The 21,951-nt window shown below is 70.6% G+C and carries 21 protein-coding genes and 2 pseudogenes; 10 read left to right on the top strand and 13 right to left on the bottom strand.

The window, feature by feature from the left end; all coding sequences use genetic code 11:
* From AC37TH_RS00005 to AC37TH_RS00030, 6 genes and pseudogenes are all read left to right on the top strand, one after another.
* Positions 1 to 1,062 (top strand): class I adenylate-forming enzyme family protein (locus AC37TH_RS00005; protein ID WP_490762300.1); only part of this gene is annotated, 1,062 nt, incomplete at its 5' end.
* 32 nt (positions 1,063 to 1,094) lie between these two features.
* A pseudogene (locus tag AC37TH_RS00010) lies at positions 1,095 to 1,619 on the top strand (thiolase family protein); the annotation flags it as partial.
* Positions 1,600 to 2,244 carry a thiolase family protein gene (locus AC37TH_RS00015; protein ID WP_490762377.1) on the top strand — a complete coding sequence of 215 codons (645 nt, stop codon included), beginning with the start codon at positions 1,600 to 1,602 and terminating at the stop codon, positions 2,242 to 2,244. The pseudogene AC37TH_RS00010 and the gene AC37TH_RS00015, both read left to right, overlap by 20 nt.
* Positions 2,241 to 2,969 carry an energy-coupling factor ABC transporter ATP-binding protein gene (locus tag AC37TH_RS00020; protein ID WP_490762378.1) on the top strand — a complete coding sequence of 243 codons (729 nt, stop codon included), beginning with the start codon at positions 2,241 to 2,243 and terminating at the stop codon, positions 2,967 to 2,969. Before AC37TH_RS00015 ends, AC37TH_RS00020 begins: the two co-directional genes overlap by 4 nt.
* 7 nt (positions 2,970 to 2,976) lie before the next feature.
* Positions 2,977 to 3,573, top strand: a complete 597-nt coding sequence (locus AC37TH_RS00025) for an energy-coupling factor transporter transmembrane component T family protein (protein ID WP_490762301.1) — start codon at positions 2,977 to 2,979, stop codon at positions 3,571 to 3,573.
* A 37-nt stretch (positions 3,574 to 3,610) separates the two neighbouring features.
* Positions 3,611 to 3,931, top strand: coding sequence for a CHY zinc finger protein (locus AC37TH_RS00030; RefSeq protein WP_490762302.1), 321 nt, complete (start codon positions 3,611 to 3,613; stop codon positions 3,929 to 3,931).
* Between the two features lie 18 nt (positions 3,932 to 3,949).
* On the opposite strand, the gene AC37TH_RS00035 is transcribed toward AC37TH_RS00030, so the two are convergent.
* The 5 genes and pseudogenes from AC37TH_RS00035 to AC37TH_RS00055 form a co-directional block, all read right to left on the bottom strand.
* Entirely contained in the window at positions 3,950 to 4,942 is a 993-nt protein-coding gene (locus tag AC37TH_RS00035; protein WP_490762303.1) for an NAD(P)-dependent alcohol dehydrogenase, read from the bottom strand.
* 22 nt (positions 4,943 to 4,964) lie between these two features.
* Positions 4,965 to 5,183 (bottom strand): helix-turn-helix transcriptional regulator, encoded by a 219-nt coding sequence (locus AC37TH_RS00040; protein WP_490762304.1) that lies wholly within the window; start codon positions 5,181 to 5,183, stop codon positions 4,965 to 4,967.
* Positions 5,177 to 5,596, bottom strand: coding sequence for a hypothetical protein (locus tag AC37TH_RS00045; protein ID WP_490762305.1), 420 nt, complete (start codon positions 5,594 to 5,596; stop codon positions 5,177 to 5,179). The genes AC37TH_RS00040 and AC37TH_RS00045 overlap by 7 nt, the downstream gene beginning before the upstream one ends.
* A gap of 180 nt (positions 5,597 to 5,776) precedes the next feature.
* A complete protein-coding gene (locus AC37TH_RS00050; protein WP_490762380.1) occupies positions 5,777 to 6,250 on the bottom strand; it encodes a hypothetical protein in 474 nt (157 codons plus the stop codon).
* A gap of 90 nt (positions 6,251 to 6,340) precedes the next feature.
* Positions 6,341 to 10,781, bottom strand: a pseudogene (locus tag AC37TH_RS00055) (ExeM/NucH family extracellular endonuclease); the annotation flags it as partial.
* Positions 10,782 to 10,941: 160 nt separating this feature from the next.
* On the opposite strand from AC37TH_RS00055, the gene AC37TH_RS00060 reads away from it, so the two are divergent.
* Positions 10,942 to 11,823 carry a LysR substrate-binding domain-containing protein gene (locus AC37TH_RS00060; protein WP_490762306.1) on the top strand — a complete coding sequence of 294 codons (882 nt, stop codon included), beginning with the start codon at positions 10,942 to 10,944 and terminating at the stop codon, positions 11,821 to 11,823.
* On the opposite strand, the gene AC37TH_RS00065 is transcribed toward AC37TH_RS00060, so the two are convergent.
* The 7 genes from AC37TH_RS00065 to AC37TH_RS00095 form a co-directional block, all read right to left on the bottom strand.
* Positions 11,820 to 12,869 (bottom strand): SIS domain-containing protein, encoded by a 1,050-nt coding sequence (locus AC37TH_RS00065; RefSeq protein ID WP_490762307.1) that lies wholly within the window; start codon positions 12,867 to 12,869, stop codon positions 11,820 to 11,822. The genes AC37TH_RS00060 and AC37TH_RS00065 overlap by 4 nt on opposite strands.
* Positions 12,866 to 13,621 carry an ATP-binding cassette domain-containing protein gene (locus tag AC37TH_RS00070; RefSeq protein ID WP_490762308.1) on the bottom strand — a complete coding sequence of 252 codons (756 nt, stop codon included), beginning with the start codon at positions 13,619 to 13,621 and terminating at the stop codon, positions 12,866 to 12,868. The genes AC37TH_RS00065 and AC37TH_RS00070 overlap by 4 nt, the downstream gene beginning before the upstream one ends.
* Positions 13,618 to 14,844 (bottom strand): alanine racemase, encoded by a 1,227-nt coding sequence (locus tag AC37TH_RS00075; RefSeq protein ID WP_490762309.1) that lies wholly within the window; start codon positions 14,842 to 14,844, stop codon positions 13,618 to 13,620. The genes AC37TH_RS00070 and AC37TH_RS00075 overlap by 4 nt, the downstream gene beginning before the upstream one ends.
* Positions 14,845 to 14,852: 8 nt before the next feature.
* Positions 14,853 to 15,833 carry an ABC transporter permease gene (locus AC37TH_RS00080; RefSeq protein ID WP_490762310.1) on the bottom strand — a complete coding sequence of 327 codons (981 nt, stop codon included), beginning with the start codon at positions 15,831 to 15,833 and terminating at the stop codon, positions 14,853 to 14,855.
* Positions 15,830 to 16,768, bottom strand: coding sequence for an ROK family protein (locus AC37TH_RS00085; RefSeq protein ID WP_490762311.1), 939 nt, complete (start codon positions 16,766 to 16,768; stop codon positions 15,830 to 15,832). The genes AC37TH_RS00080 and AC37TH_RS00085 overlap by 4 nt, the downstream gene beginning before the upstream one ends.
* Complete coding sequence (locus AC37TH_RS00090; protein WP_490762312.1) at positions 16,765 to 17,775, bottom strand: phosphotriesterase family protein; 1,011 nt, start codon at positions 17,773 to 17,775, stop codon at positions 16,765 to 16,767. Before AC37TH_RS00090 ends, AC37TH_RS00085 begins: the two co-directional genes overlap by 4 nt.
* Before the next feature lie 95 nt (positions 17,776 to 17,870).
* On the bottom strand, positions 17,871 to 18,995 hold the full coding sequence (locus AC37TH_RS00095; RefSeq protein WP_490762313.1) for a substrate-binding domain-containing protein: 1,125 nt from the start codon (positions 18,993 to 18,995) through the stop codon (positions 17,871 to 17,873).
* Positions 18,996 to 19,238: 243 nt separating this feature from the next.
* Here AC37TH_RS00095 and AC37TH_RS00100 point away from each other — a divergent pair, with 243 nt between their 5' ends.
* Together AC37TH_RS00100 and AC37TH_RS00105 are read left to right on the top strand one after the other, a co-directional pair.
* Complete coding sequence (locus AC37TH_RS00100; RefSeq protein ID WP_490762314.1) at positions 19,239 to 20,423, top strand: ROK family transcriptional regulator; 1,185 nt, start codon at positions 19,239 to 19,241, stop codon at positions 20,421 to 20,423.
* Between the two features lie 54 nt (positions 20,424 to 20,477).
* Positions 20,478 to 21,044 carry a GIY-YIG nuclease family protein gene (locus AC37TH_RS00105; RefSeq protein ID WP_490762315.1) on the top strand — a complete coding sequence of 189 codons (567 nt, stop codon included), beginning with the start codon at positions 20,478 to 20,480 and terminating at the stop codon, positions 21,042 to 21,044.
* 62 nt (positions 21,045 to 21,106) lie between these two features.
* On the opposite strand, the gene AC37TH_RS00110 is transcribed toward AC37TH_RS00105, so the two are convergent.
* Complete coding sequence (locus tag AC37TH_RS00110) at positions 21,107 to 21,319, bottom strand: hypothetical protein (protein WP_490762316.1); 213 nt, start codon at positions 21,317 to 21,319, stop codon at positions 21,107 to 21,109.
* A 91-nt stretch (positions 21,320 to 21,410) separates the two neighbouring features.
* Between AC37TH_RS00110 and AC37TH_RS00115 the strand changes: the two genes are divergently transcribed.
* Entirely contained in the window at positions 21,411 to 21,755 is a 345-nt protein-coding gene (locus AC37TH_RS00115; protein ID WP_490762317.1) for a hypothetical protein, read from the top strand.
* Positions 21,756 to 21,951 lie beyond the last annotated feature (196 nt).

Below are 21,951 nucleotides of genomic sequence, written 5' to 3' on the forward strand. Positions count from 1 at the left end.
GCGGTGCGCGCCGCGGGCGACATCCCGCTCGTCGGCGACGACCGCTGGCCGGACGAGCAGTGGCGGCGGGTGTGCGCGGCGGCGGACGAGGCCGCGCCGCTGCCCGGCATCGGCTGGGCGACCCTGACCTCCGGAAGCACCGGCGCGCCGCGGATCGTGCTGCGGACGGCGGAGTCGTGGGCGGCCTCCTTCGCCGCGGTGGACGCGCTCCTCGGCGTGCACCCCGGCGACGTGCTCGCGCTGCCGTCGCCTCCCGCGTCGTCGCTGTCGCTGTTCTCGATCGCGCGAGCCGCCGAGGGAGGACCTGCGCTGGCGCTCCCGACCGGAACCGCGCTGGTCGCGGCCGATCTCGCCGACGCCACCCTCTTCCACGGCACCCCGCGTGCGCTCCGCTCGCTGCTCGACGCCGACGCAGCACCTCGTCTTCGCGCCGCCCTGGTCGGCGGCGCCGACCTGGACCCTGCACTCCGTGCCAGGGCCGAGGCACGCGGCGTGCGCGTGGCGTCGTACTACGGCGCCGCCGAATTGTCGTTCGTCGCTGTGGACCACGGCGACGGGCTCCGGCCGTTTCCCGGCGTCGAAGTCGAGGTGCGCGACGGAGAGCTGTGGGTGCGGTCCCCGTTCGTGGCCGACCGCTACCTCGACGGCGACGGACCGCTCCGAGCTGACGGCGCGTGGCGGACGGTCGGCGACAGGGCGGCGTACGCTGACGGGCGCATCCGGTTGCTCGGACGGGCGGACGACGCGATCATCACCGCGGCCGCCACCGTCGTGCCCGCCGAGGTGGAGGCGGCGCTCCGCAGCATCCCGTTCGTGACGGACGCTGTGGTGTTCGGGCTGCCGAACGACGGCGTCGGCTCGCTGGTGGCCGCTGTGCTCGAGGTCGCCGACCACGGCCCGACTCCCGCACAGCTCCGGGAGCACGCACGGGCCGTCCTCGCGCCGTCGCACCTGCCGCGCCGCTGGTTCGTCTCCGCCACCCTCCCCCGCACGGCGACGGGCAAGCCTGCCAGGGCCGAGCTGGTGCGCAGCGTCGTCGCCGGAGAGGTGAGCGGGCTGTGAGAGGTGAGCGGGCTGTGACAGGTGAGCGGGCTGTGACAGGTGACCCGGTCGTCATCGCCGCCCGGCGAACGCCCATCGCCACGCGCGGCCGGGGGCTGGCCGAACTCACCGTCGACCGCCTGGCAGCACCGGCGCTGCGCGCTGTGCTCGACGATGGGATGCGCGGCGAGCTACCTGCCACCCCCGTCGCCGATGTCGTGCTCGGCAACTGTATGGGCCCCGGCGGGAACCCGGCCAGGGTCGCCGCTCTGCTCGCCGGGCTCGGCCAGGAGGTGCCTGGCGTGACCGTCGACCGGCAGTGCGGCAGCGGCCTGGCCGCCGTCATCGACGCCGCCACGGCGATCAGGGCGGGCGACGACCGTGCGCGGATCGCCGGAGGTGTGGAGAGCGCGTCGACCGCGCCGGTCCGCTCCATCGACGGCGTCCCGTATGACAGAGCGCCGTTCGCGCCCACCGGATTCCCCGACCCCGGCATGACGGAGGCGGCGGAGCAGCTGGCAGCGGCCGACGGCATCCCGCGGTCGCGCCAGGACGCGTATGCCGCGCGCAGCCGACGCCGGGGGGCTGCGGCAGCCGCGGCCGGACGGTTCGACGCCGAGCTGGTGGCGCTCGGGCGTGCCCAGCGCGACGAGCCGGCCGGCGCCTCCGGGTGCGGACGAGCGGGCACTCGCGCGGTTCCGTCCACTGTTCGACGGCGGAACCGTCACCGGCGGGAACGCCTGCCGGGTGAGCGACGGCGCGGCTGCGGTGCTGATCGTGCCGGGGTCCGGCGCGTATGCCGGGACGCGGCTGCAGCCCGGGCTGGCGCTGCGGGCGCACGCGATCCTCGGCTCCGACCCCGCCCTCCCCGGCCTCGGCGCCGCCCCGGCGATCCTGGACGCGCTCGACCGCGCCGGCCGCACGGTCGCCGAGGTCGCCGCGTTCGAGATCGTGGAGGCGTTCGCCTCCCAGACCATCGCCGTGCTCGACCGGATCGGCGTGGCCGACGACGACGACCGCGTCTGCGCGGACGGCGGCGCGCTCGCCCTCGGGCACCCGTGGGGTGCGAGCGGGGCCGTCGCGGTGGTGCGGCTGTTCAGCAGGCTGGTCCGCTCCGGCGCTCCGTCGGGTACCGTCGGCGTCGCCGCGGCGTCGGTCGGCGGCGGGATGGGCGTCGCCGCCGTCTTCGAGGTGGTGCGATGACAGGCATCCGGCTCGACGGCGTCACCGTTCGCCTCGGCGACACCGTCGCCCTCGACGACGTGACTGTGGCGCTCGACGCCGCCCGGATCGCGGTGGTGGGCGCGAACGGCTCCGGCAAGTCGACGTTCGCCCGGCTGCTCGCGGGCCTCGTCGCCCCGACGACGGGCCGCGTGAGCGTGCACGGGCTCGACCCTGCCAGGCAGGCGGCGCAGCTCCGGCGCCTGGTGAGCATGGTGTTCAGCAACCCGGACGCGCAGATCATCATGCCGACCGTCGCCGAGGACGCCGCGTTCTCGCTGCGCAGCGAGCGGATCCCTCGTGCCGAGTCCGCCGCCCGCGTCGCCGAGGCGCTCGACCGGTTCGGGCTGACCGACCTCGCGGACCGCGCAGCCCACGACCTGTCGGGAGGGCAGAAGCAGCTGCTCGCGCTGTGCGGGGCGTTCATCCGGCGGCCGCAGCTCGTGATCGCGGACGAGCCGACCGCCTACCTGGATGCGCGGAACGCCAGGCGGGTGGCCGAGCACCTGTTCGACGACCGCCAGGTCGACGACCGCCTTGCCGATGGGGCGGCCACTGGGCCGGGCCACCGGCTCGTCCTCCTCACCCACGACCTACGGCTGGCGGAGCGGTGCGATGTCGCTGTGCTGTTCGACGCCGGACGGATCTCCGCGGTCGGCGCCCCCTCCGACGTGATCGCCGAGTACGAGACGAGCCTGCGGTGGTGAGGGCCCGATGCTGACCCTCTACCGGCCGGGCGACGGCTGGATGCACCGCGCGGCGGCCGGGCCGAAGGCGGCCGTGCTGCTCGCGATCGTCCTCGCCGTGTCGTTCCTGCCCTCCACCTGGTGGGCGGCAGGCGTCGCGGCGGCGATCACGCTTCTCGGCTATCTGATCACCGGGCTCGGGATGGGCGAACTCGCGCGCCAGGTGCTGGCCGTGCGCTGGGTGATCGTGATCACGCTCGGCGGCCAGCTGATCTTCCTCGACGCCGAGGCCGCCGTCGCCAACACGTCGCGGGTGCTCGCGGCCATCCTGCTGGCGGGGATGCTCGTGCTCACCACCCGGGTCGCCGCGCTCCTCGACGCGTTCGAGCGCGGGCTGCGGCCGTTCGAGCGGATCGGCGTCGACGCGCAGCGGGTCGCCATCCTGCTCGCCGTCACGATCAACACGATCCCGGTGCTCGCCCGGCTGGCGACCGGCGTGCGGGAGGCGCAGCGCGCCCGCGGCGCCAGGGCGGGTATCGTCGGCTTCGTGGTCCCATTCCTGGTCGTCTCGCTGAAGCACGCGGACGACCTCGGGGACGCCCTGACGGCCAGGGGTGTGCGGTGAACGGGCCGGCGTGTGCGGTGATGGGACGGGGTGTGCGGTGAACGGGCCGCGCGTGCTCGGGCCGACCGTCGACGACCAGACCAGGTGCATCCACTATCGGACCGACCTGGACGTGATCGCGATCCGCTTCGCCTGCTGCGGCGAGTACTACCCGTGCCACCTCTGCCATGCGGAGGCGGCCGACCATCCGGCCGAGCAGTGGCCGCTCGATCAGCGGGGAACCCGCGCGGTGCTCTGCGGGGTGTGCGGGCACGAGCTGACCATCGCGGAGTATCTGGGGGTGGACGCCTGCCCGGCGTGCGCGGCCGCGTTCAACCCCGGCTGCAAGCTGCACACCGAGCTGTACTTCCAGGTGTGAGCCGGGTCTGAGCGGGGTTCAAGGCGTCACGACCACCTTGCCGCGCACCCCGCCGGACGCGACCAGGTCGATCGCGTCGCCCGCGCGGTCGAGCGGGAACACCGCATCCACGGCCGGCGTGAACGCACCGGCGTCGACGAGCGCGGCCAGCTCGGCGAGGTCGGTGGGGTTCTCCTTCGACACCAGGCCGATGAGGCGCTGCCCGGTGAACAGATTCGCGACCGCGGCGGCGAGGACGCGCTCCATGCCGCCGAGCACCGGCCCGCCTGAGCCTCCGACGATCACCAGGCTGCCCGTCGACGCCAGGATGCCGCGCAGCCGGGAGAGACGCCGGTCGCCCGCTGTGTCGATGATCGCGTCCCAGCGACGGCCGGTGGCGGTCACGTCCGTGGCGCGGTAGTCGATCACCTCGGCGGCGCCGAGCTCGCGCACGAACGTCGCCTTGGCCGCGCTGCACACCCCGGTGACCGTCGCCCCCGCCGCGACGGCGAGCTGCACGGCGTAGTGACCGACACCGCCGGACGCGCCGAGCACGAGCACCCGTCCGCCGTCCGGGACGGCCGCCGCCCGCAGCGCCTCCAGCGCGGTGACAGCGGAGACCGGCACCGCCGCCGCCTGCTCGTAGCCGAGGGAGGCTGGCATCCGCACCAGCGCGGCGCGCGGCGCGAGCACGAACTCCGCGAACGCGCCGTCGGCCGAACCGAACACGTCGTCGCCCGCGCGCAGGTCGGTCACAGCGGAGCCGACAGCCGCGACCCTGCCGGAGAACGCCAGGCCACGGACCGCCGCCTTCGGCCCGCGGAACCCGAAGCCGATCACGCGCATCAGATAAGGACGGCCGGTCATCAGGTGCCACGTGCCCGCATCCACGCCTGCTGCCCGGACCGCGACCAGCACCTCGGCGGGGCCGGGCACAGGGACGGGAACGGTCTCCACGCGGAGGGCGTCGCTCGCGCCGTACGCGTGCTGAACGACGGCGGACATCGTCGTCGCTGTGGTGGTGTCGTCCATGGTGGTCTCGATTCCTGTCGTCCTACGACTCGGGATACTGGAACACATCGTCGAGCGGCACCCCGAAGACCCGCGCGAGCTGGAAGGCCATCTCGAGCGACGGCGAGTACCGCCCTTGCTCGATGGCGATGACGGTCTGTCTGGTCACCCCGACCCTGTCGGCCAGTTCGGCCTGCGTCATCTCGCCCGCCGCGAACCGCAACGACCGGATGCTGTTGGTCACCCTGGTCGGCTTCACCACGTCGGCAGACCCTTGCGGTATGCCACCAGCGTGGCGATCGACCCGACGACCGCGGAAAGCACGAACATCAGGTAGACGACGTTCGCGATCCAGAACCAGTCGGCTCGGATCAGCGCGAGCAGGAGGGCGGCGACGGCGCCGATGACCACGAACGACTGCCCGACCCTGCTGCCGAAGGCCTTCACCTCGCGGTCGCGCTGGTCTGCGTCTCGCGGGGAGAACATCCCGATCAGGATGCCGGCGACGATGCCGGCCACGATCCCGCCGCCCACCGTCCAGAGCAGGATGGGCGCGTAGTCGACGTCGGTCAGCGCCGCGCCCGCCGCACTCGCGAACAGGACGATCAGGTAGGTGGCGTATCCCGCCACCGCGATCGTCAGGAACGCCCACGCGTTCTTCTCGTCGTACGTCATCTCAGCTCCTCGTGTCAAAAAAACCTGACACGCCTCAATGTAAAGCACTCCTAACCTCGTGTCAATAATTCTTAACACGCACCCCGTCCCGCAAAGAACGAGTGGTCCCGAATTGCCGTGTGCGCTCGTGGAGCGCGGCAATTCGGGACCACTCGATCGGAGGTGCCCGGGGCTAGCCCGCTAGCCCTGCGACTCCTGCGAGCCGCGTCCGCGGCGTCGCGCGGCGATCAGCAATGCTGCGAACCCGCCCAGGATGCCCAGCAGGGCGATCCCGAACGCCGGCGCCAGGTCGGAGCCCGTATTGGCAAGCCCCGACTGGATGATGCCGTTGCCGCCACCGTTCCCTGCCGTGCCCGTGCCGGAGCCCGGGTCGCCCGGCGTGCCAGGCTCACCGGTTCCGGGGTCGCCCGGCGTGCCGGGGTCGCCAGGACCGGTCGCCGCGGCCACCGTGATCGCCGTCCAGCCGATCACATTGCCGTTGGCGTCGAGCACCGCGATGCGGTGCTCACCCGTCGGGAGGTCAGCCGGCAGAGTCACCTGCAGCTGACCGCTCGCCGGCACCTGCAGCCAGCCGCCGCCGAGGTTCTGCGGGGTGGAGTGCACCCACACCGAGACCCACTTGCCCTGGAACGCCGTCCCGACGTTGACCGTCACCTTCCCACCGGGGTGGAAGACGCCGTGGTCGCCGCCGATGGCCTGGATCAGATCCTTGAGCGCGGCGATCAGCTTCTCGATGGCGGCCGCGATCGGGTTGGTCGTCGGCTTCGGGTCCGTCCCAGGACCGGTGGCCGCAGCAACCAGCAACGGGATGCGCACCGTCGTTCCGGAGTCCGGCGCGCGCAGCACGAGCACGCTTGGCCCCGCCGCGTCCGCCGGGACCGTGAGGCTCACGGTCGCCGCACCGCTCGCATCCACCGGGATGGACGCGATGGTGCCCGCGCTGCCCTGCCAGGTCAGCTCCAGCGAGGTGTTCGCCGGGCTGCCCAGGGAGGTCAGGTTGAGCTTCGACACCTGGAAGGTGACCTGCTGGCCGCGGTCGAGGGTGCCGGTCGGCACGCCGGAGACGGCGACTCCCCGGCGCTCGAAGCTGGGCGACAGCGGGCTGTGCGCGGTGATGTACGCGATCCAGGCGTCCCGGTCGATCAGTCCGGAGTCCTTCGTGTTCTTCCCGGCGGCGAAGGCGCGGAAGTTGTCCCCGCCCTGCAGGAGGAAGCTGAACGACCCGATCCTGTACGACTTCGCCGGGTCGATCGGCGCGCCGTTCACCAGGATGCTGGTGATCCGGTCTCCGGCCGCCCGCGCGGCGTCGTAGGTGTAGCTGACGTTCTTCGACAGCCCGAGGTTGAGGAACGCGCGGCTCGGGACGGACCCGCCGGCGTTCGTCTGCCACTGCTGTTCGAGCGCCTGCTTGAACTGCGCGCCGGTGAGGCTCGTCGTCCACAGGTTGTTCACGAACGGCAGCACCGCGTTGGCCTGCGCATACGTCACAGAACCGTCCGCGCCCTTCAGGAGCTCGGCCCGAAGGCCGCCGGGGTTCACCACGCCGATCTCCGCGCCGCCGAGGTCGGGGGCGGAGAGGGTCGACACCAGCGAGTCGGCGACGAGGTTGCCGAGCGTGGACTTCGGACATCCGGTCGTCGCGCGCGCTGCCGATGTACGCCGTGGTGATGTCCGCGGTCACGGAGCCGATCTTCTGGCTGCCGATCACGTCGGCGTCGGCGAGCGCCTTGTCGACAATCGTCTTCACCGCAGCGACCCGCGGGTACGCCGAGACCAGTGCGGAGTCCGCGTCGGTCGTGCGTGCCACGTTGGCCGCCGTGTATCCGGTGACCTTCTTGGTGTCGCCGTCGACCGAGAGGGTGATCCGGCCGATGTTCTCGCCGTAGCTGCCGGTCTGGACGATCGGACGGGTCGTGCCTGCGACACCCGGCACGGGTGCATCCCACGCGTACTGCTTGTGGGTGTGGCCGGTGAAGATCGCGGACACCTTCGCGGACGTCTTGGTCACGATGTCGGCGAACGCGCCTCCTGCAGCGATCTCCTTGTCGAGCGTCGCACCGTCCGGTGTGCCGAAGCCGGCGCCTTCGTGGTACTCGGCCACGATCACGTCGGCCTCGCCGTTGGAGGTGTCGCCGTCGCTCAGCTTCGCAGCGACCCTGTTGACCGCGGCGATGGGGTCGCCGAAGTCGAGGGAGGCGACGCCACCGGGTGAGACGAGCGTCGGAGTCTCCTGCGTGACGGTGCCGATGACGGCCACCTTCAGGCCGTCCACGGTGAAGCTCGCGTACTCCGGCAGTGCCGGGGTGGTCGTGCCCTTCGTGTAGACGTTCGCGCCGAGGTACGGGAAGTCGGCCGCGTCCTTCACCCGGCCGGTGAGGTCGGAGAAGCCCTTGTCGAACTCGTGGTTGCCGACGGCGCTCGCCTTCAGACCCAGCGCGTTGAGCACGTCGATCGTCGGGAGGTCACCGGCCGATGCCGAGGCGAACAGCGAGGCGCCGATGTTGTCGCCCGCGGAGAGGAAGAGGGTGTTGTCCTCCCCCGCCGCCGCGCGCAGCTTCTCGATGGTGCCGGCGAACTTGACCGTGTTGCTGTCGATCCGACCGTGGAAGTCGTTGATGTTCAACAGGTTGACGGTCTTCGCGCCGGCTCCCAGCCCCAGCCCGACCACGATCGGGTCGTGGTCGCTCGACCGGTACTGGTCGGCGGCGTAGAAGTTCGTCGCGTTGTAGTTGTAGCGGCTGTACTCGAGGGCGATGGACTCGCCGGAGTTGATGTTCCAGACGTCCGCGCCGGTGATCACCGCATTCGCCGCAGGGGAGGCGAGCACGTGGTCGAGCGAGCCGACCGTTCCGCCGAACGAGTACGTCTGCTTGCTGGTGCGGGTGTGCACCTGGTCGATGTAGCCCGCGTCGGTGATGACCGTGATCGGGTCTTCGTTGAGGTAGGCGTTGAAATCACCGATCAGCAGCACCCTGTCGGAGCCGAGCGTCGACTTCATCGTGTCGGCGAACCCGACCAGGGCGTGCGCCTGAGCGACACGGGACGCGTTGGATGCGCCCTGCCCGTCGCCCTGGTCGGCGTCTGCACCGGTTCCCGAGCCCTTCGACTTGAAGTGGTTCACGATGGCGATGAACGCGGCCGAGTCCGGCGTGCCGATCTTCTTGAACGCCTGCGCGAGCGGCTGGCGGGCGTTGACGAACGCGGCATCCATCAGGATGTGCGACTCGCCGACCGGCACAGCGTGCGCCTTCTTATAGATGAAGGCCGTGCGGATGACGTCCTCGCTGGACGGGACGCTCGCCGGGGACGGCACGAACGCCCAGACCTGGCTGCCCGCCGCGGCGTTGAGGGCCACGACCAGCTTCGTCAGCGCGTCGTCGCGGGTCTTGCCGAACCGCGCGGAGTTCTCGATCTCCTCCAGCGACACCACGTCGGCGGTGAGGCCGTTGATGGCGGCGACGATCTTGTCCTGCTGGCGCTTGAGGCTGGCGGCGTCGGCCGCGCCTCTGGCGTCGCATCCGGAGTTGACGGTGATCTTGTTGCCGTCGCGGTCGGTGTAGAACGTGCATCCGGTGAGCTGGTCGCCGGTGGTGGTGAAGTAGTTCAGCACGTTGAAGGTGGCGAGTTTGAGGTCGCCGCCGACGTTCTCGGGAGCCGCGGTGCGGGTGTTCCCGAAGGTGACGGGCTGCACCGTGGAGGCGGTGGCCGGGGTGAGCTCGGAGGTCGGCTGGAACTTCCACACGTTGTTGCGGAAGTCGAGGACGACCGGCTTGGTGAACGTCACCGGCGCTCCCACGCGCACGGGCGCGGTCTGCGACAGGTACGGCAGCGGCTTGGCCTTGTTGGCCGCGCTGAGGAAGTTGGTCGATGCCCCGTCGTCGAGGGTGACGGCGCGGGCCGCGTTGGCCGCGACGGCCGCCGCGTACTCCGGCGTGCCTGGGCGTGCGGTCTCCGTGGCCTGCACCAGCGGCTTGTCGCCGGCCGCGAGGCCGATCTCGCCGTACTGGTTGGTCGCATACACGTCGGTGACGGTGAACGCGCCCTGCGGGGCGAGCAGCATGCCTTCGAGGCTCTCGCGCTGCGCGTCCGTTCCGGGGAGGGCGATGGTCGCCGGGGTGGGCGCCGCCAGTCCCGCCGCGTCGAGCTTGACAACCGCGGAGGCCGCGGCCGGGGTGATCTCGGTGAGGCCCGCGAACTCGCTGACCGCTCCGGTGACCTGCACGTAGTCGCCGATGGCGACGGCCGCGGTGGCGGCGGTGCCGTAGACGTAGACCGCGTCGGACGCCGTGTGGGTCGCGAGGTCGATCGCTCCGCCGGTGCCGGGGGTCTGGATGAAGAAGCCGTTGAAGCCGCCGGTGGCGTACGCCGCCGTGACGAAACCGCTGGTGGTGACCGTGGTGCCGGCCTTCGGGCTCGCGTCGCCCGTGCCCTGCACCTCGGCGATCGGGATGCTGTCACCGGCCGGAGGACCAGGGTCGGTCCCTGTGCCGGGGTCGGTGCCACCCGGAACGGGTTCGGTCGCCGGTCCGCCGGGAGCGGTCGCGGAGTTCTGCGGCGTGATGGTGGCGGTCAGGGAGAGGTCGACGCTGTTGTCGTCGGTGTCCCAGAAGGTGCCGCGGACCAGCGACTTGACGTCGGAGTTGCCCGCCGGTGCCGTCGCGGCCTTGGTCTCGAAGGTGTTGGAGGTTCCGTAGCCGACGACATCGACGATCCCGGAGGCGCTCTTCACGTCGCCGACGGGCGCGGTGACCGCTGTCGCCGTCGACGCCAGGATGATCGTGCCACCCGAGCCGGAGAAGTTCAGCGTCCCCACCGCATCCGGTGTCGGCAGCGCGGCGCCGTTGGCCCCGTTGGTGCTGCCCTGCACGAGGTAGTACGTGTGCGGAGCCATGCTTCCGGCGAGCGCCGTCACGCCGTTGGACGCGCCCGTTCCCGTGCCAGACCGGTACTGGACGGACCAGCCGTCGAGCGACACGGCCTGCGTGCCCGGGTTGTACAGCTCGACGAACTTGTTGGCGTACGCAGCGCCGGCGCTGCCGCCGGACAGGTACACCTCGTTGATGACGACGCCGGTGGCATCGGTGCTGGCCGTAGCCGGCAACGCCGTGAGGGGTGCGGCAGCGAGACCGACCCCCACAGCGGCTGCGGTGGCGATCTGCCACACTCTGCCGAATCTTCTAGACATGGTTCTCCTTAGTCGGAAAAGGGGGTCGGACTGCTGAGTCCTCGCACACCGTATGGATCGCGGTGGGCGGGACTCTGACTCCTGAGTGAACGTACAGAAAACACCCCCCGTTTGCGGGTGCTCATTCGAGCAGGCGCGGCGGCTCGGGCATGATGGCAGAATGCGGATCGAAGAGATCGCCCACTTCCGGGCCCTGGCAGCGGACGGGCACCTGGCCGACACGGCGGACGCCCTGAACGTGTCGCAGTCGACCCTGTCGCGGTCCATCGCGAAACTCGAGGCCGAGATGGGCGTCGAATTGTTCGACCGCAAGAAGAACCACTACGAGCTGAACCAGTACGGCGAGATCCTGCTCGCCCACGGCATCCGCGCCCAGACGGAACTGGAGGAGGCGCGTGCCCGCATCGACGCGCTCCGCGACCCGTCCGCCGGCACAGTCTCGGTGGCGTACGTGTCCTCGTTCGGAAGCTGGCTGATCCCCCGCGTGGTCAGCGAATACCGGAACCTGTTCCCTGACATCCGGTTCGTGCTGCGCGGCGGCACCAACGACACGGTCCTGGATGCGCTGCGCGACGGAGCGGCCGACCTCGCGTTCACCAGCCCTGACCCACGCGACCGCGAGATCGAATGGCAGCCGCTGACCGCTGAGCGGCTGGCGCTCGGGGTGCCGGACGCGCATCCACTGGCCGGACGCGACGTGATCGACGTGCGCGACCTGGAGCCGTTCGAGTTCGTCGCGCTGCGCACCGGCTCCGGGCTGCGGCACATCGCCGACGCCTACTTCGCCACGCGCGGGATCGTGCCGGACATCGTCCTGGAGGTGACCGAGCTGGTCACGCTGCAGGCGCTGGTGCGCGACGGCGTCGGCATCGCGCTGCTGCCTGACTCGTCGACGGAGCCGGGCGTGACGCTGGTGCCGCTCGCGGAGGAGGCGGTGCGCGTGATCGGGCTGGCCCGGAACCTGACGCGCAGCGAGTCGGCGGCGGCGGCGCAGTTCGCGCGCTTCGTGCGCGAGGAGCTGCGCCGCGACGAGCGGCGCTAGCGCGTCAGGGTGACCTTTCGCAGGCCAGGCGGGTTGTCTGGATCGAGGCCGCGACGCAGGGCGAGGTCGAGGGCGATGCGCTGCAGCGGCACGATCTCGCGGACGGGAAGAAGATCGTCGTCCTGCTCGTCGAGCCGGATGAGGGCTGCCGCGTCGCCGATCAGGCCGGGGCCGACCTCGATCACCGAGCCGCCGAGAGCCGAAGCCGCCGACGCGAACGACAGCACCGAGTCCCGCCCGGCCGTGCTCCCGGTGAGGGCGACCACGACGGTGCCGGGCACGACCTGCCCGAGCGGTCCGTGCGTGGCGTCGGCGGCGCTCCAGCCCGATGCGGCGATGGCGTTCGTCTCCATCAGCTTCAGCGCCCCCTCGCGGGCCGACGCCATCGAGTATCCGCGGCCGACCAGCAGGACGCGCTCGACGCCGTCGAGGATCGCGACGGCCTCCGACACGGCCTCCGGATGCGCGAGGTCGGCAGCGACGGCAGCCGCCAGCGCCCGCACCCGCTCCTCCAGTTCCGGCCAGCTCGTCCGGGCGGCGCGGTGCAGTGTCAGGGCGAGCGCGAGGAGCTCGGCGGTGTACGTCTTCGTGGCGGCGACCGACGTCTCCGCCCCTGCGCGGAGCGGGACGTGGACGTCTGCCACCTCCGCCAGCTCGCTGGTCACGTCGTTCGAATATGCGACGACCGGCACTCCGGCCGCGGCGATGGCGGCGACGGTGGCCAGCAGGTCGGGCGACCGGCCGGACTGCGAGACGGCGAGCGCGACCGAGCGCGGATACGCGAGCTGTGTGCCGAACCCCGTGACGCTCGCCGGGGTCGCCAGCATGGCCGGGATGCGCAGCAGGTTGTGGGCGAGGTACTGGGCGTACATCGCCGCGTGGTCGCTCGAACCGCGCGCCACGAGCACCAGCAACTCCGGCCGCTCGCGCACGAGCAGGTCGGCCGCCTCGTCGATGGCTTCTCGGCCGGACAGGAGGTCGAGCCAGCGCTCCGGCTGCTCGGCGATCTCGGCGCGCATCCGGTGGCCGGCTGAGAGCTGTGTCACGAGCTGAGGCCGGTGATCATGGCGACCAGCTCGTTGTGCGAGGTGTCGGCGATGTGCTTGGTCGCCACCTGGGTCCCCCGGCGCAAGACGGTCACCCTGTCGGCGACGCGGAACACCTGCTCCATGTTGTGGCTCACGATGAGGACGGCGGCGCCGCGCGCTTTGAGCTTGAGGATCAGCTCCTCGACCTTCGCCGTCTCTGCGACGCCGAGCGCCGCAGTCGGCTCATCCATCAGGACTAGGCTGCTGGCCCAGTGCGTGGCGCGTGCGATGGCGATGCCCTGACGCTGGCCGCCGGAGAGGTCGCTCAGGGTCGCGCGCGCCGACGGGATGCGCACATCCAGTTCGTCGACGAGTGCTTGTGTCCGCGCGGCCATCGTCTTCCTGTCGAGCGTGCCGAACGGCTTGCGCCGGAGTTCGCGGCCGAGGAAGAGGTTCATGTAAACCGGCTGCAGGTCCACGAGCGCGAGGTCCTGGTAGACGACCTCGACGCCCTTGTTCCTGGCATCGGAGGGGTCGCGGAAACTCGCGCGCTCCCCGTTCAGCCAGATCTCGCCATCGGTCGGCTGGTACATCCCTGACACGATCTTGACGAGAGTGGACTTCCCTGCGCCGTTGTCGCCGACGAGGGCGACGATCTCGCCCGGCTCGATCTGCAGGTCGAAGCGCTTGATGGCGACGATCCCGCCGAAGTGCTTGGTGATCCCTTCCAGGCGGAGCGGCTGGACGGTGGTGGCGGTGTCGGGGGTCATGCTGTCCTCCCTGTCGCGGCGAGCGCGAGAGCGGTGGTGAGGGGTGCGGAGCCGTCGGCCGACCAGAGTCCGGCGACGGTGGGGGTGCCGGTGCTGAGCCCGGCGATGCCCGCGGTGAGGCCGCGAGTGACGAAGACCTGGGGCCGGAACCCGAAGAGCACGGTGTCGCCCGGCTGCGCCGTGCTGTCGCCGAGCGGGATCGTCGCGTAGTAGTCGATCGCGTCCGCCGCCGGCATGTCCACCGGGAGCCGCTGCGCGCCGGCACTGTCTCCGCCCTGGCCGACGATCAGCGCGTCGGTCGTCGTGCCTCCGAGCACCGGGTCGACGTACAGGCCGCCTCCGAAGACGTACGCGTCGCCGTTCCACAGGTGCGACACCTCGGAGACGTACGCGATCGCCGGCTCCTCGACGAGATCCTGCACCGCGTGCAGGGGCGTCGTCCCGGTGAGGCCGTGACCGGGCTCGACCTGGGTCGCTCCGGCTTCGGCGAGGGTCTCCAGGATCGACACCGACGTAGTGCCCGGGGCGTTGACCTGGACGTCGGTGCGCCCGGCCGCTTCGAGCGCTCGCAGTGCCGTCGTCAGCGTCCCGAGGTTCGGCGTCGACACGGCCGTGCCGGTCTGCGCATCGAAGAGGGTGGCGGGGAAGGTCGTGATCCCGGCGAATCTGACGCCGGCGATCGCGTCGATCCGGTCGGCGGCCGCCACGATCTCCGCAGCGTCGAAGCCGCCTTCGTGGCCGCGATAGAAGCGGTCTCCCGGCGCTGTGATGCGCAGCAGGACATCCTGAACGCGCCCCCGCTCTGCGGCAGCAGCACCGGCCTCGCGCGCTTTCTGTTCGGAGAACACCGTCCAGTACAGCGGTTCGAGCGCTGCGGCGTCCGACGCACGGTGCCGCGGGATCTGCACGAGATGCCCCAGGTGCCCGGTGGCGAGTCCACCGGCCGCCGCCGCGATGGCGCACTCCAGGTCGACTCCGACAGCGTGCCGGATTCCGCCCGCTGCGATGGCTCTGGACGCGTCGGGGTTCCGTCCGATCTGCTTGGTCATCGCGAACGGGGTGAGGCCGAGCCGCGCGGACTCCGCAGCGACGGAGGCTGTATTGCGGGAGACGGCATCCAGGTCGATCACGGAGGTGTTGGGCGGGATCGCACCACTCTGGTGCAGCCGGATCGCGGCGTCGAGCAGCGCGGGATTGCGGCGGCGGAGGAGGTCGAGGAACATCGTTTTTCCTAACTGCTCTTCTTGGCGCGGAGCGACAGGGACACGGCGACGAGGATGATCGCACCGCGCACGATCATCTGCTGGGCGACGGTGAGCCCGCCGAGCAGGAGGCCGTAGTTGATCATGCTCATGAACAGGCTGCCGACAAGGGCGCCGATCACCGAGCCCTTCCCGCCGGTGAGGGCGGTTCCTCCCACGATCACCGCCGCGAGGACGCTCATCAGGTCGGAGCTGCCGAGCGTGTATGTCGCCCCGGCGAGGCGTCCGGCGTAGAGCAGACCGGCGAGTGCGGCGGTGACGCCGCTCAGGATGAACACCGCCATCCTGACCCTGTTCACCTTGATGCCGCTGACCGAGGCGGCCGCCGCCTTGTTCCCGACGGCGAGGACGTGCGCGCCGAACGCGCGCTGCCGCAGGACGTGCCAGCCGATCGCCGTCACGACGACCGACCACCAGATCAGGATCGGGATGCCGAGAAGCGTCCCGCCGCCGAACAGCCAGCCGAACACGGACTCGGTGACCGGAACCGACTGGAGGTTCGTCGCCTGCTGGGCGAGACCGGCGATCAACCCCATCGTCGCCAGCGTCACGAGGAACGACGGAAGCCGCACGAGCGTCACGAAGAGCCCGTTGACCGCTCCGACGGCAGCGCCGACGGCGAGGCCCGCGATGGCGGCGATCCACCACTGGTGCGTCGACTGCAGGGTGACCGCCGCGACCAGTGAGGCGAGAGCGACGGTCGATCCGATCGAGAGGTCGATCTCGCCGAGGCTCAGGACGAAGACCGTCCCGATCGCCATCACCGTGATCGGCGTCGCCTGGGTGATGATGTTGACCAGGGTCGTCCCGTTGAGGAAGTTCGCGCCCTGCGTGATCGCGAAGTAGAGGAAGACGACGACGAAGCCGATGTAGACGACGTACTGGCGCCAGTCCGCGTGGCGCAGCCGTTCGCCGACGGTCGGCGTGCCGTCGGTGGTGGTCACAGTCATGATGCTTCTCTTTCGGTGCTGAGCCGTGCGGCGTCGATGGCGAGGCGCACGGCCCCGGCGATGGGTGCGTGGGAGCCGAGGCGGCTGATGCGCACCTCGATGTCCGGCCGGCCGAGTAGGCCGAGCCAGTGGAGGACGGGGGCGAGCAGTTCCACCCGGCTGCCGATGCCGCCGCCGAGGATGAACGGCCCAGGATCGACGACCGCGTCGACGGCGACGATCGCGTGCGCCAGCCAGCGTGCTTCGTCGTCGAGGGCGGCCTGCGCATCCGGATCGCCGGCCGCTGCCCGCTCGAACACCTCGACCGCGGTCGCGCTGCTGCGACCGGATGCGCTCTGGAAACGCCGCACGATGGCGTCGCCGGCCACGACCTCTTCGAGGGCGCCGCGGCGCTGGTTGCGCGGGTCGAGCGGGTCGGCGCCGATCGGCAGGTAGCCGACCTCGCCCGCTCCGCCTCGCACACCGGGCCAGACACGGCGGTCGAGCACGAGTCCGACCCCGATCCCGGTGCCGATGGACACGAAAGCGAAGCTGTCGAGCTCGGTTCCGACCCCGTCGTGCAGTTCGCCGAGTGCGGCGATGTTCACGTCGTTGTCGATCACGACCGGATGCCCGAGGCGCGCTTCGAGCTCGGCGACGAAGTCGACGCCGGTGAGGTCGCCGAGGTTCGGCGCGAGTCCGAAGCGGCCGGCTTCGGCGTCTGGCACCCCTGCTCCGCCGATCGCAGTCGCCACGACAGCGGAATGACCCGGGGAGTGGACCGAGGCTCTCAGCCTGGTCACGATCTCCGCGAGCTGGGCGATGATGGCGTGGCCGCCGAGGGTGGGTTCGGTGGCCTGGTGGAGCACGACGCCGTCGAGCGTGGCGATTCCGGCCCGGACTTTGGTGCCGCCGAGGTCGATCCCGACGACGTAGCCGGGCTCCGAGGCGTTCACGCCGCCTCCAGGACAGCAGCAGGATTGGCGGCGAGCAACTGCTCGATCGCGTCGTCCGGGACGCCTCGTTCGGCGAGCGCAGGCACGAAGACGGCACCGAGATACGAGTATCCGTGCGCGCCGTGGGTGCCGGGGTTCATCCAGACCTCGGCGCCGGTCAGATCCTGAGCGAGCAGGATGCGGTTCGTCAGACCCTCAGCGACGAGCTGCGCGACCAGATCGGCGCGGCCCTCGTCGGAGCGGTGGAAGGACCGCTTGGCGTACTCGCCGTCCGCTCGCAAATCTGGAACGGGGCCGAGGAAGAACTCCCAGTCCTCTTTGCCGATGGTGTCGACCGCGACTCGGGCGCCAGCATCGATCACCCGGCGCATGAGGTCGATCCCGAGCTGCGTGTCCAGGTGACCGACGACGACACGATCGAGGTCGACACCTTCCGAGCGGAGGATGTCGAGCTGTTCGAGCGCCTGGGTGCCGTGGGTCGTGTGCGTCATGATGCCGAGACCGGTCTCCCGCTGCGCCCTCGCGACGGCACGGAGGCACTTCTCCTCGTGCGGAGTGATTTCGCCGAGGCTGGTCGCCTGCTCCCCGAAGACCCCGGCGCGGATGCCGGAGTCGCCGATCCCCGTCTCCGCATCGCGGACCAGCCGGGCGGTCAGCGTGCCGAGGTCGGCGGTCTTCGCCCAGCCGGGTGAGTACGACTCGAGGTAGAGCGCCGTGCCGGAGACGATGTGCAGGCCGCTCCGCCGAGAGATCTCGGCCAGCAGGGCGGCGTTGTCCCCGTTCTCGTCGCGGCCGACGACGTTGTACGGGCTGAGGTCGACGACGGTGCCGAAACCGAGACCGCGGAGGCCGGCCAGTGCATCCACCGCCCGGTCGACGCTGTCGTCGTGGGTGCCTCCGGTGAGCCAGGGGCCGGGTGTGAGCGACAGCAGGTGCTCGTGCGGCATGACCCTCCCGAGGGTCGCTGGGTCGACCGGGCCGAGCACGGTCATGACGTGCCGTGTCATCGGTCCTCCTTCATGGTGCGTGGTGCGTGGATCTGGATCGTGGAGAGGCTGAGCGGCCAGAGGGGGAGTCCGGCCGCTCAGCCGGTCGGGGGAGGTCAGCCGCCGGTGACGCTCGACGGCGGCTTTGTGCCGTAGTCGGACTTCCAGCCATCGTCGAGGTTGGCTTTGGTGACCTTGGTCGGGACGGAGGCGACGAGTTCCGGCGCGTTCTTGTCGAGCACGCCGTACGCTCCGGCGAGTGCGAGACCTTCGCCGATGCCGATCGACCCGTTTCCGACCATGCCGGCGACGTTGGTGCCCGACATCATCGCTGCGCCGAGGGTGGTGTCGAGGTCGTTGGTCACGACCTTGATGTCGGTGCGCCCTGCAGCCTTGATGGCGGCGACGACACCCTGCGCCGCGGTCGCCCACGACACGTAGATGCCCTTGAGGTTCGGGTTCTTGGCGATCATCGCCGCTGCGATGGTCTGGGTGGCCGTCTCGTCGGCGAAGCCCTCGGAGTCGACGATCTTCACGTCCGGGTACTCGTACGCGAGCCAGTCCTTGAACGCCTTGTCCCGCTGGTTGGTGAACCAGAAGTTGGCGTTGTAGGAGAGGTAGCCGACCTCGCCCTTCTTGCCGAGAGCATCGCCGAGGATCTCGGCGTTGTCGCGTCCTGCGGCTGTGAGGTCTTCGGTGACGATGGAGACGAAGTCCTTTCCGGCCTTGTAGCCGGCGGGCGGCGTCGTCATCACCACGAGCTTGGTTCCGGCGTCGACAGCCGGTTTGAACGCCTTCGCTGCCGACGTCGGGTCGACGGCGATGGTGACGATGATGCTCGGGTGCAGTGCGAGCACGGTCTGGACGTTGTTCGCCTGCGTCGCGGCGTTGAAGTTGGCCTGCGTGCTGGCCACGACGTCGATGCCGAGCTTCTTGAACTCGTCGCGGGCACCCTTCTCCACAGCGGTGACGAAGTCGGAGGAGGTGTGCCACACGAACGCCGCCGTGTACTTCCCCTCCTTGACCTTGGCCTGCTCGTCGCTCGTGAGCGAGAGCTCGGAGAGAGCGCCTGGCTTCTCACCGTTGGGGCCGGCGAACTCCAAGCTGGGCTTGGCGGCCGGGGTGGACGATGTCGACGCCTGTGTTCCGGCGGAACAGCCGGCGAGTGCGAGGGCGATGGCGAGTGTGCCGACGACGGCGGCGCGTGCGCGGAGCCGCCGGGTGGGACGTGCTGTGCTCATGTGGGTGACCTTCCGGGACCGGGTTGAAAATCCTGTCGTGGTGGCGTCCCCCGGGTAGCTCATGACCCCGTCACCGTTGACTTGCTGAAGCCATTTTGATTTCAACAAGCAATCAAAGTCAAGCGCCTGAATGTATCGAATAGGTTTCGAGCCCGTAAAACCTGGCGAAAATGGGCTGAGAGTGGCGAATGCGGCGACAGGTGGACTAGTTTTGAGTTCACGTTGAAGACAAAGGGGGCGTGAATGGTTCAGGACACCCGCGCGATCAATCGCAACGCCGTCCTCACCGCCCTCCTCGGATCCCGTCCGGCCAGCCGCAAGCACATCGCAGAGCTCACCGGCATCTCCGCCGCCACCGTGACCCGGTCGGTCGACCAGCTCCTCGCAGAGGGGATCGTCACGGAGACCATCGAGATCGTCTCCGAGGCCAGAGGCCGCCGCGCCGTCGAGCTCGACATCGTCGCCGACCGCGCATATGTGGTCGGAGTGGACCTGGGCGCCTCCAACACCCGCATCATCGTCGCCGACCTTCTCGCGCATCCGGTGTTCGCAACCGAGACCCCGACACCGGCCACCCTGCCCGAAGCGGACCTGGCCGAGTGGATCGCCGCGACTGTGCACGCAGCGGCGGCCGAGGTCTGGGACAGGGTGGAGCACGTCTGCCTCGGCCTCCCCGGCGCCGTCAACCAACGGGACCTCAGCGTCTCCAACGCCCCCAACCTGCCCGAGGTCGAATCGCCGACCTTCCTCGCCTCCGTCGAGCGGGCGATGGGGCGCGCCATGCACTTCGACAACGATGCGAACTACGCCCTCCTCGGCGAACTCCACTTCGGCGCCGCCCGCGGAGCACCGAACGCCGCCATGCTCACGATCGGCTTCGGCCTCGGCGCCGGGCTCGCGATCGACGGACGCATCCTGCAAGGAGAACGCGGACTCATCGGCGAATTCGGCCAGCTTCCGATCGGCCCGCTCGGCACCCGCCTGGAGCATCTCGTGACCGGCGGCGGCATCCTTCGTCGCGCCGCAGAGGCCGGGCTGCACCTCGACGCCCCTGCCGAACTCTTCGCCGCGGACGCCGGACCTGGCCTGCAATCCCTCCGAGCGCACTTCGACCAGGCGCTTCTCGTCGTACTGACCGCCACCACGGTGTCCTGCGACCCGCAGACCATCGTGCTCGGCGGCGGCATCGCCAACTCCCTCACCTCCTCCCTCGACCGCTACCGGACGGCCCTGGAGCAGAACCTCCGCGTCTCCCCCGAGCTCGCCACCGCGCAACTGGGAGACTTCTCCGGAGCGGTCGGCTCGGTCGTCGCCGCCCTGCACACGGTCTACGCCGGCCTGGGCGTGGAGGAGTCGACCATCGTGCAGCTTCCGAACGGGGATGCGCTGGTGGCACAGGAGGTCGCGCTGGCCAGGGCGCGCGGGTAGCGACTCCCCGCCTGGGTGCATTCCGTGTCGGCAGCCGGGGTTACGCTTTCCGGCATGATCGACGCCCCTGCGTGCACCATCGTCGTCGATGGCGACGCATGCCCGAACCCCGCGCATCCGGGGGCGCCGGTGCCGCTGTGTCTGCAGCACCTGCTGGCGGCGGCCGACTGGGTGGCCGACGAGTACGGGCACCTGGATGCGCTGCCGTCGCCGTGCGCGTTCTGCGGCTCACGTCTCGGGGTGCGGTATCCGTCCGGCTGGCTGTGTGCAGTGTGCGAGTGGAGGGTGGGCGAGACCGTGTCCGGCGAGCTGCCTCCGCCGCGCGTCGACGTGGTCTACTACCTGCGGTTCCGCGACAGGATCAAGATCGGCACGACGGCCAACCCGCGGGTGCGTTTCTCAAGCCTGCCGCACGACGAGGTGCTCGCGTTCGAGCGCGGCGACCGGATGCTGGAGCAGCGCAGGCACGCGCAGTTCGCGGCCGACCGCATCCCGCGCACCGAGTGGTTCGAGCGCAGCGACGCACTGGATGCGCACGTCGCGGCGGTGAGCGCCGGCGTTGCCGATCCGTGGTCGCTGCTCGCGCGATGGCGGAGCGAGGCGCTCGCGCTGCGCGGGTAGCACAGACCCCTCGGGCCGCGAGATACCAGTAACTGCGCGGAATCCCGGGCGTTTCGCGACAGTTACTGGTATCTCGGCGAATCGGGGGCCGGGGCTGGGGACAACCAGCCGGCGGAGACGGAGGGCGGGACGCACTCGGTGAGTCGGTAGAGGCGGTCGCGGACCGCTTCTCCGGAGGCGGCGGGCACGCCCCCGGAGGCGAGCGCCGGCGCGCCGGTCAGCGGGATGACCGCCTCCCGAATCGCGGCATCCCCCGGCCGACCGAACCAACGCATGAGCAGAGTCTCGCGAGCCGGGCTGGCAAACGGGCACGGTTCCGCAGTCAGGGCCATGAGAATGCGCACACGTCCCCGATAGGCTCGCTGCATGGAAGCGACGTGGCTGGCGGGCGGCGAGCCGTCGACCTGGGCGCGGGACCCGCAGACCGTGTACCGCGTGCGCATCTGGGTGCCGTCGCCCGAACCGTACACCGGCTGGATGCTCGACGACTGGGCCGTCACGGACGCCCGCGATGTGACGGAGGTCATCGCCTGGGCGGAGGCGGAAGCGGCACGGTTCCCCGGCGGCTCGTGCGAAGTGCTGGTGCAGGCCATCGACCACGGCATCCGCGGTGACGGCATCCTCGCGGAGCAGCTCTACCACGTGCGCGTCTACGGAAAGCCAGCCGACGAGGGCACCACGGAGACGGTCGTCGCGTTCACGAGCGACTAGCGCTCCTGCGGCGCACGCCTCGTGCGAAAGGTGCGGTCTCGGCCGTGCGCACCGCACGTTTCGCACGAGTCGAGCGGCGGGAGGCGGCGCGATGCGGGACTACGCGGCGCGAATCGGCGCGATTCGGCGCGAATCGGCGCGATTCAGCGCGATTCAGCGCGATTCAGCGCGATTCAGCGCGATTCAGCGCGATTCA

The organism is Leifsonia sp. McL0627 (assembly GCF_058244615.1).

Coding starts and splice junctions, on each gene's coding strand:
- AC37TH_RS00015 (WP_490762377.1), top strand. CDS start 1,600: ATGCCGCGCGCAGCCGACGCCGGGGGGCTGCGGCAGCCGCGGCCGGAC.
- AC37TH_RS00020 (WP_490762378.1), top strand. CDS start 2,241: ATGACAGGCATCCGGCTCGACGGCGTCACCGTTCGCCTCGGCGACACC.
- AC37TH_RS00025 (WP_490762301.1), top strand. CDS start 2,977: ATGCTGACCCTCTACCGGCCGGGCGACGGCTGGATGCACCGCGCGGCG.
- AC37TH_RS00035 (WP_490762303.1), bottom strand. CDS start 4,942: ATGGACGACACCACCACAGCGACGACGATGTCCGCCGTCGTTCAGCAC.
- AC37TH_RS00045 (WP_490762305.1), bottom strand. CDS start 5,596: ATGACGTACGACGAGAAGAACGCGTGGGCGTTCCTGACGATCGCGGTG.
- AC37TH_RS00060 (WP_490762306.1), top strand. CDS start 10,942: ATGCGGATCGAAGAGATCGCCCACTTCCGGGCCCTGGCAGCGGACGGG.
- AC37TH_RS00070 (WP_490762308.1), bottom strand. CDS start 13,621: ATGACCCCCGACACCGCCACCACCGTCCAGCCGCTCCGCCTGGAAGGG.
- AC37TH_RS00075 (WP_490762309.1), bottom strand. CDS start 14,844: ATGTTCCTCGACCTCCTCCGCCGCCGCAATCCCGCGCTGCTCGACGCC.
- AC37TH_RS00080 (WP_490762310.1), bottom strand. CDS start 15,833: ATGACTGTGACCACCACCGACGGCACGCCGACCGTCGGCGAACGGCTG.
- AC37TH_RS00090 (WP_490762312.1), bottom strand. CDS start 17,775: ATGACACGGCACGTCATGACCGTGCTCGGCCCGGTCGACCCAGCGACC.
- AC37TH_RS00095 (WP_490762313.1), bottom strand. CDS start 18,995: ATGAGCACAGCACGTCCCACCCGGCGGCTCCGCGCACGCGCCGCCGTC.
- AC37TH_RS00100 (WP_490762314.1), top strand. CDS start 19,239: ATGGTTCAGGACACCCGCGCGATCAATCGCAACGCCGTCCTCACCGCC.
- AC37TH_RS00105 (WP_490762315.1), top strand. CDS start 20,478: ATGATCGACGCCCCTGCGTGCACCATCGTCGTCGATGGCGACGCATGC.
- AC37TH_RS00110 (WP_490762316.1), bottom strand. CDS start 21,319: ATGCGTTGGTTCGGTCGGCCGGGGGATGCCGCGATTCGGGAGGCGGTC.
- AC37TH_RS00115 (WP_490762317.1), top strand. CDS start 21,411: ATGGAAGCGACGTGGCTGGCGGGCGGCGAGCCGTCGACCTGGGCGCGG.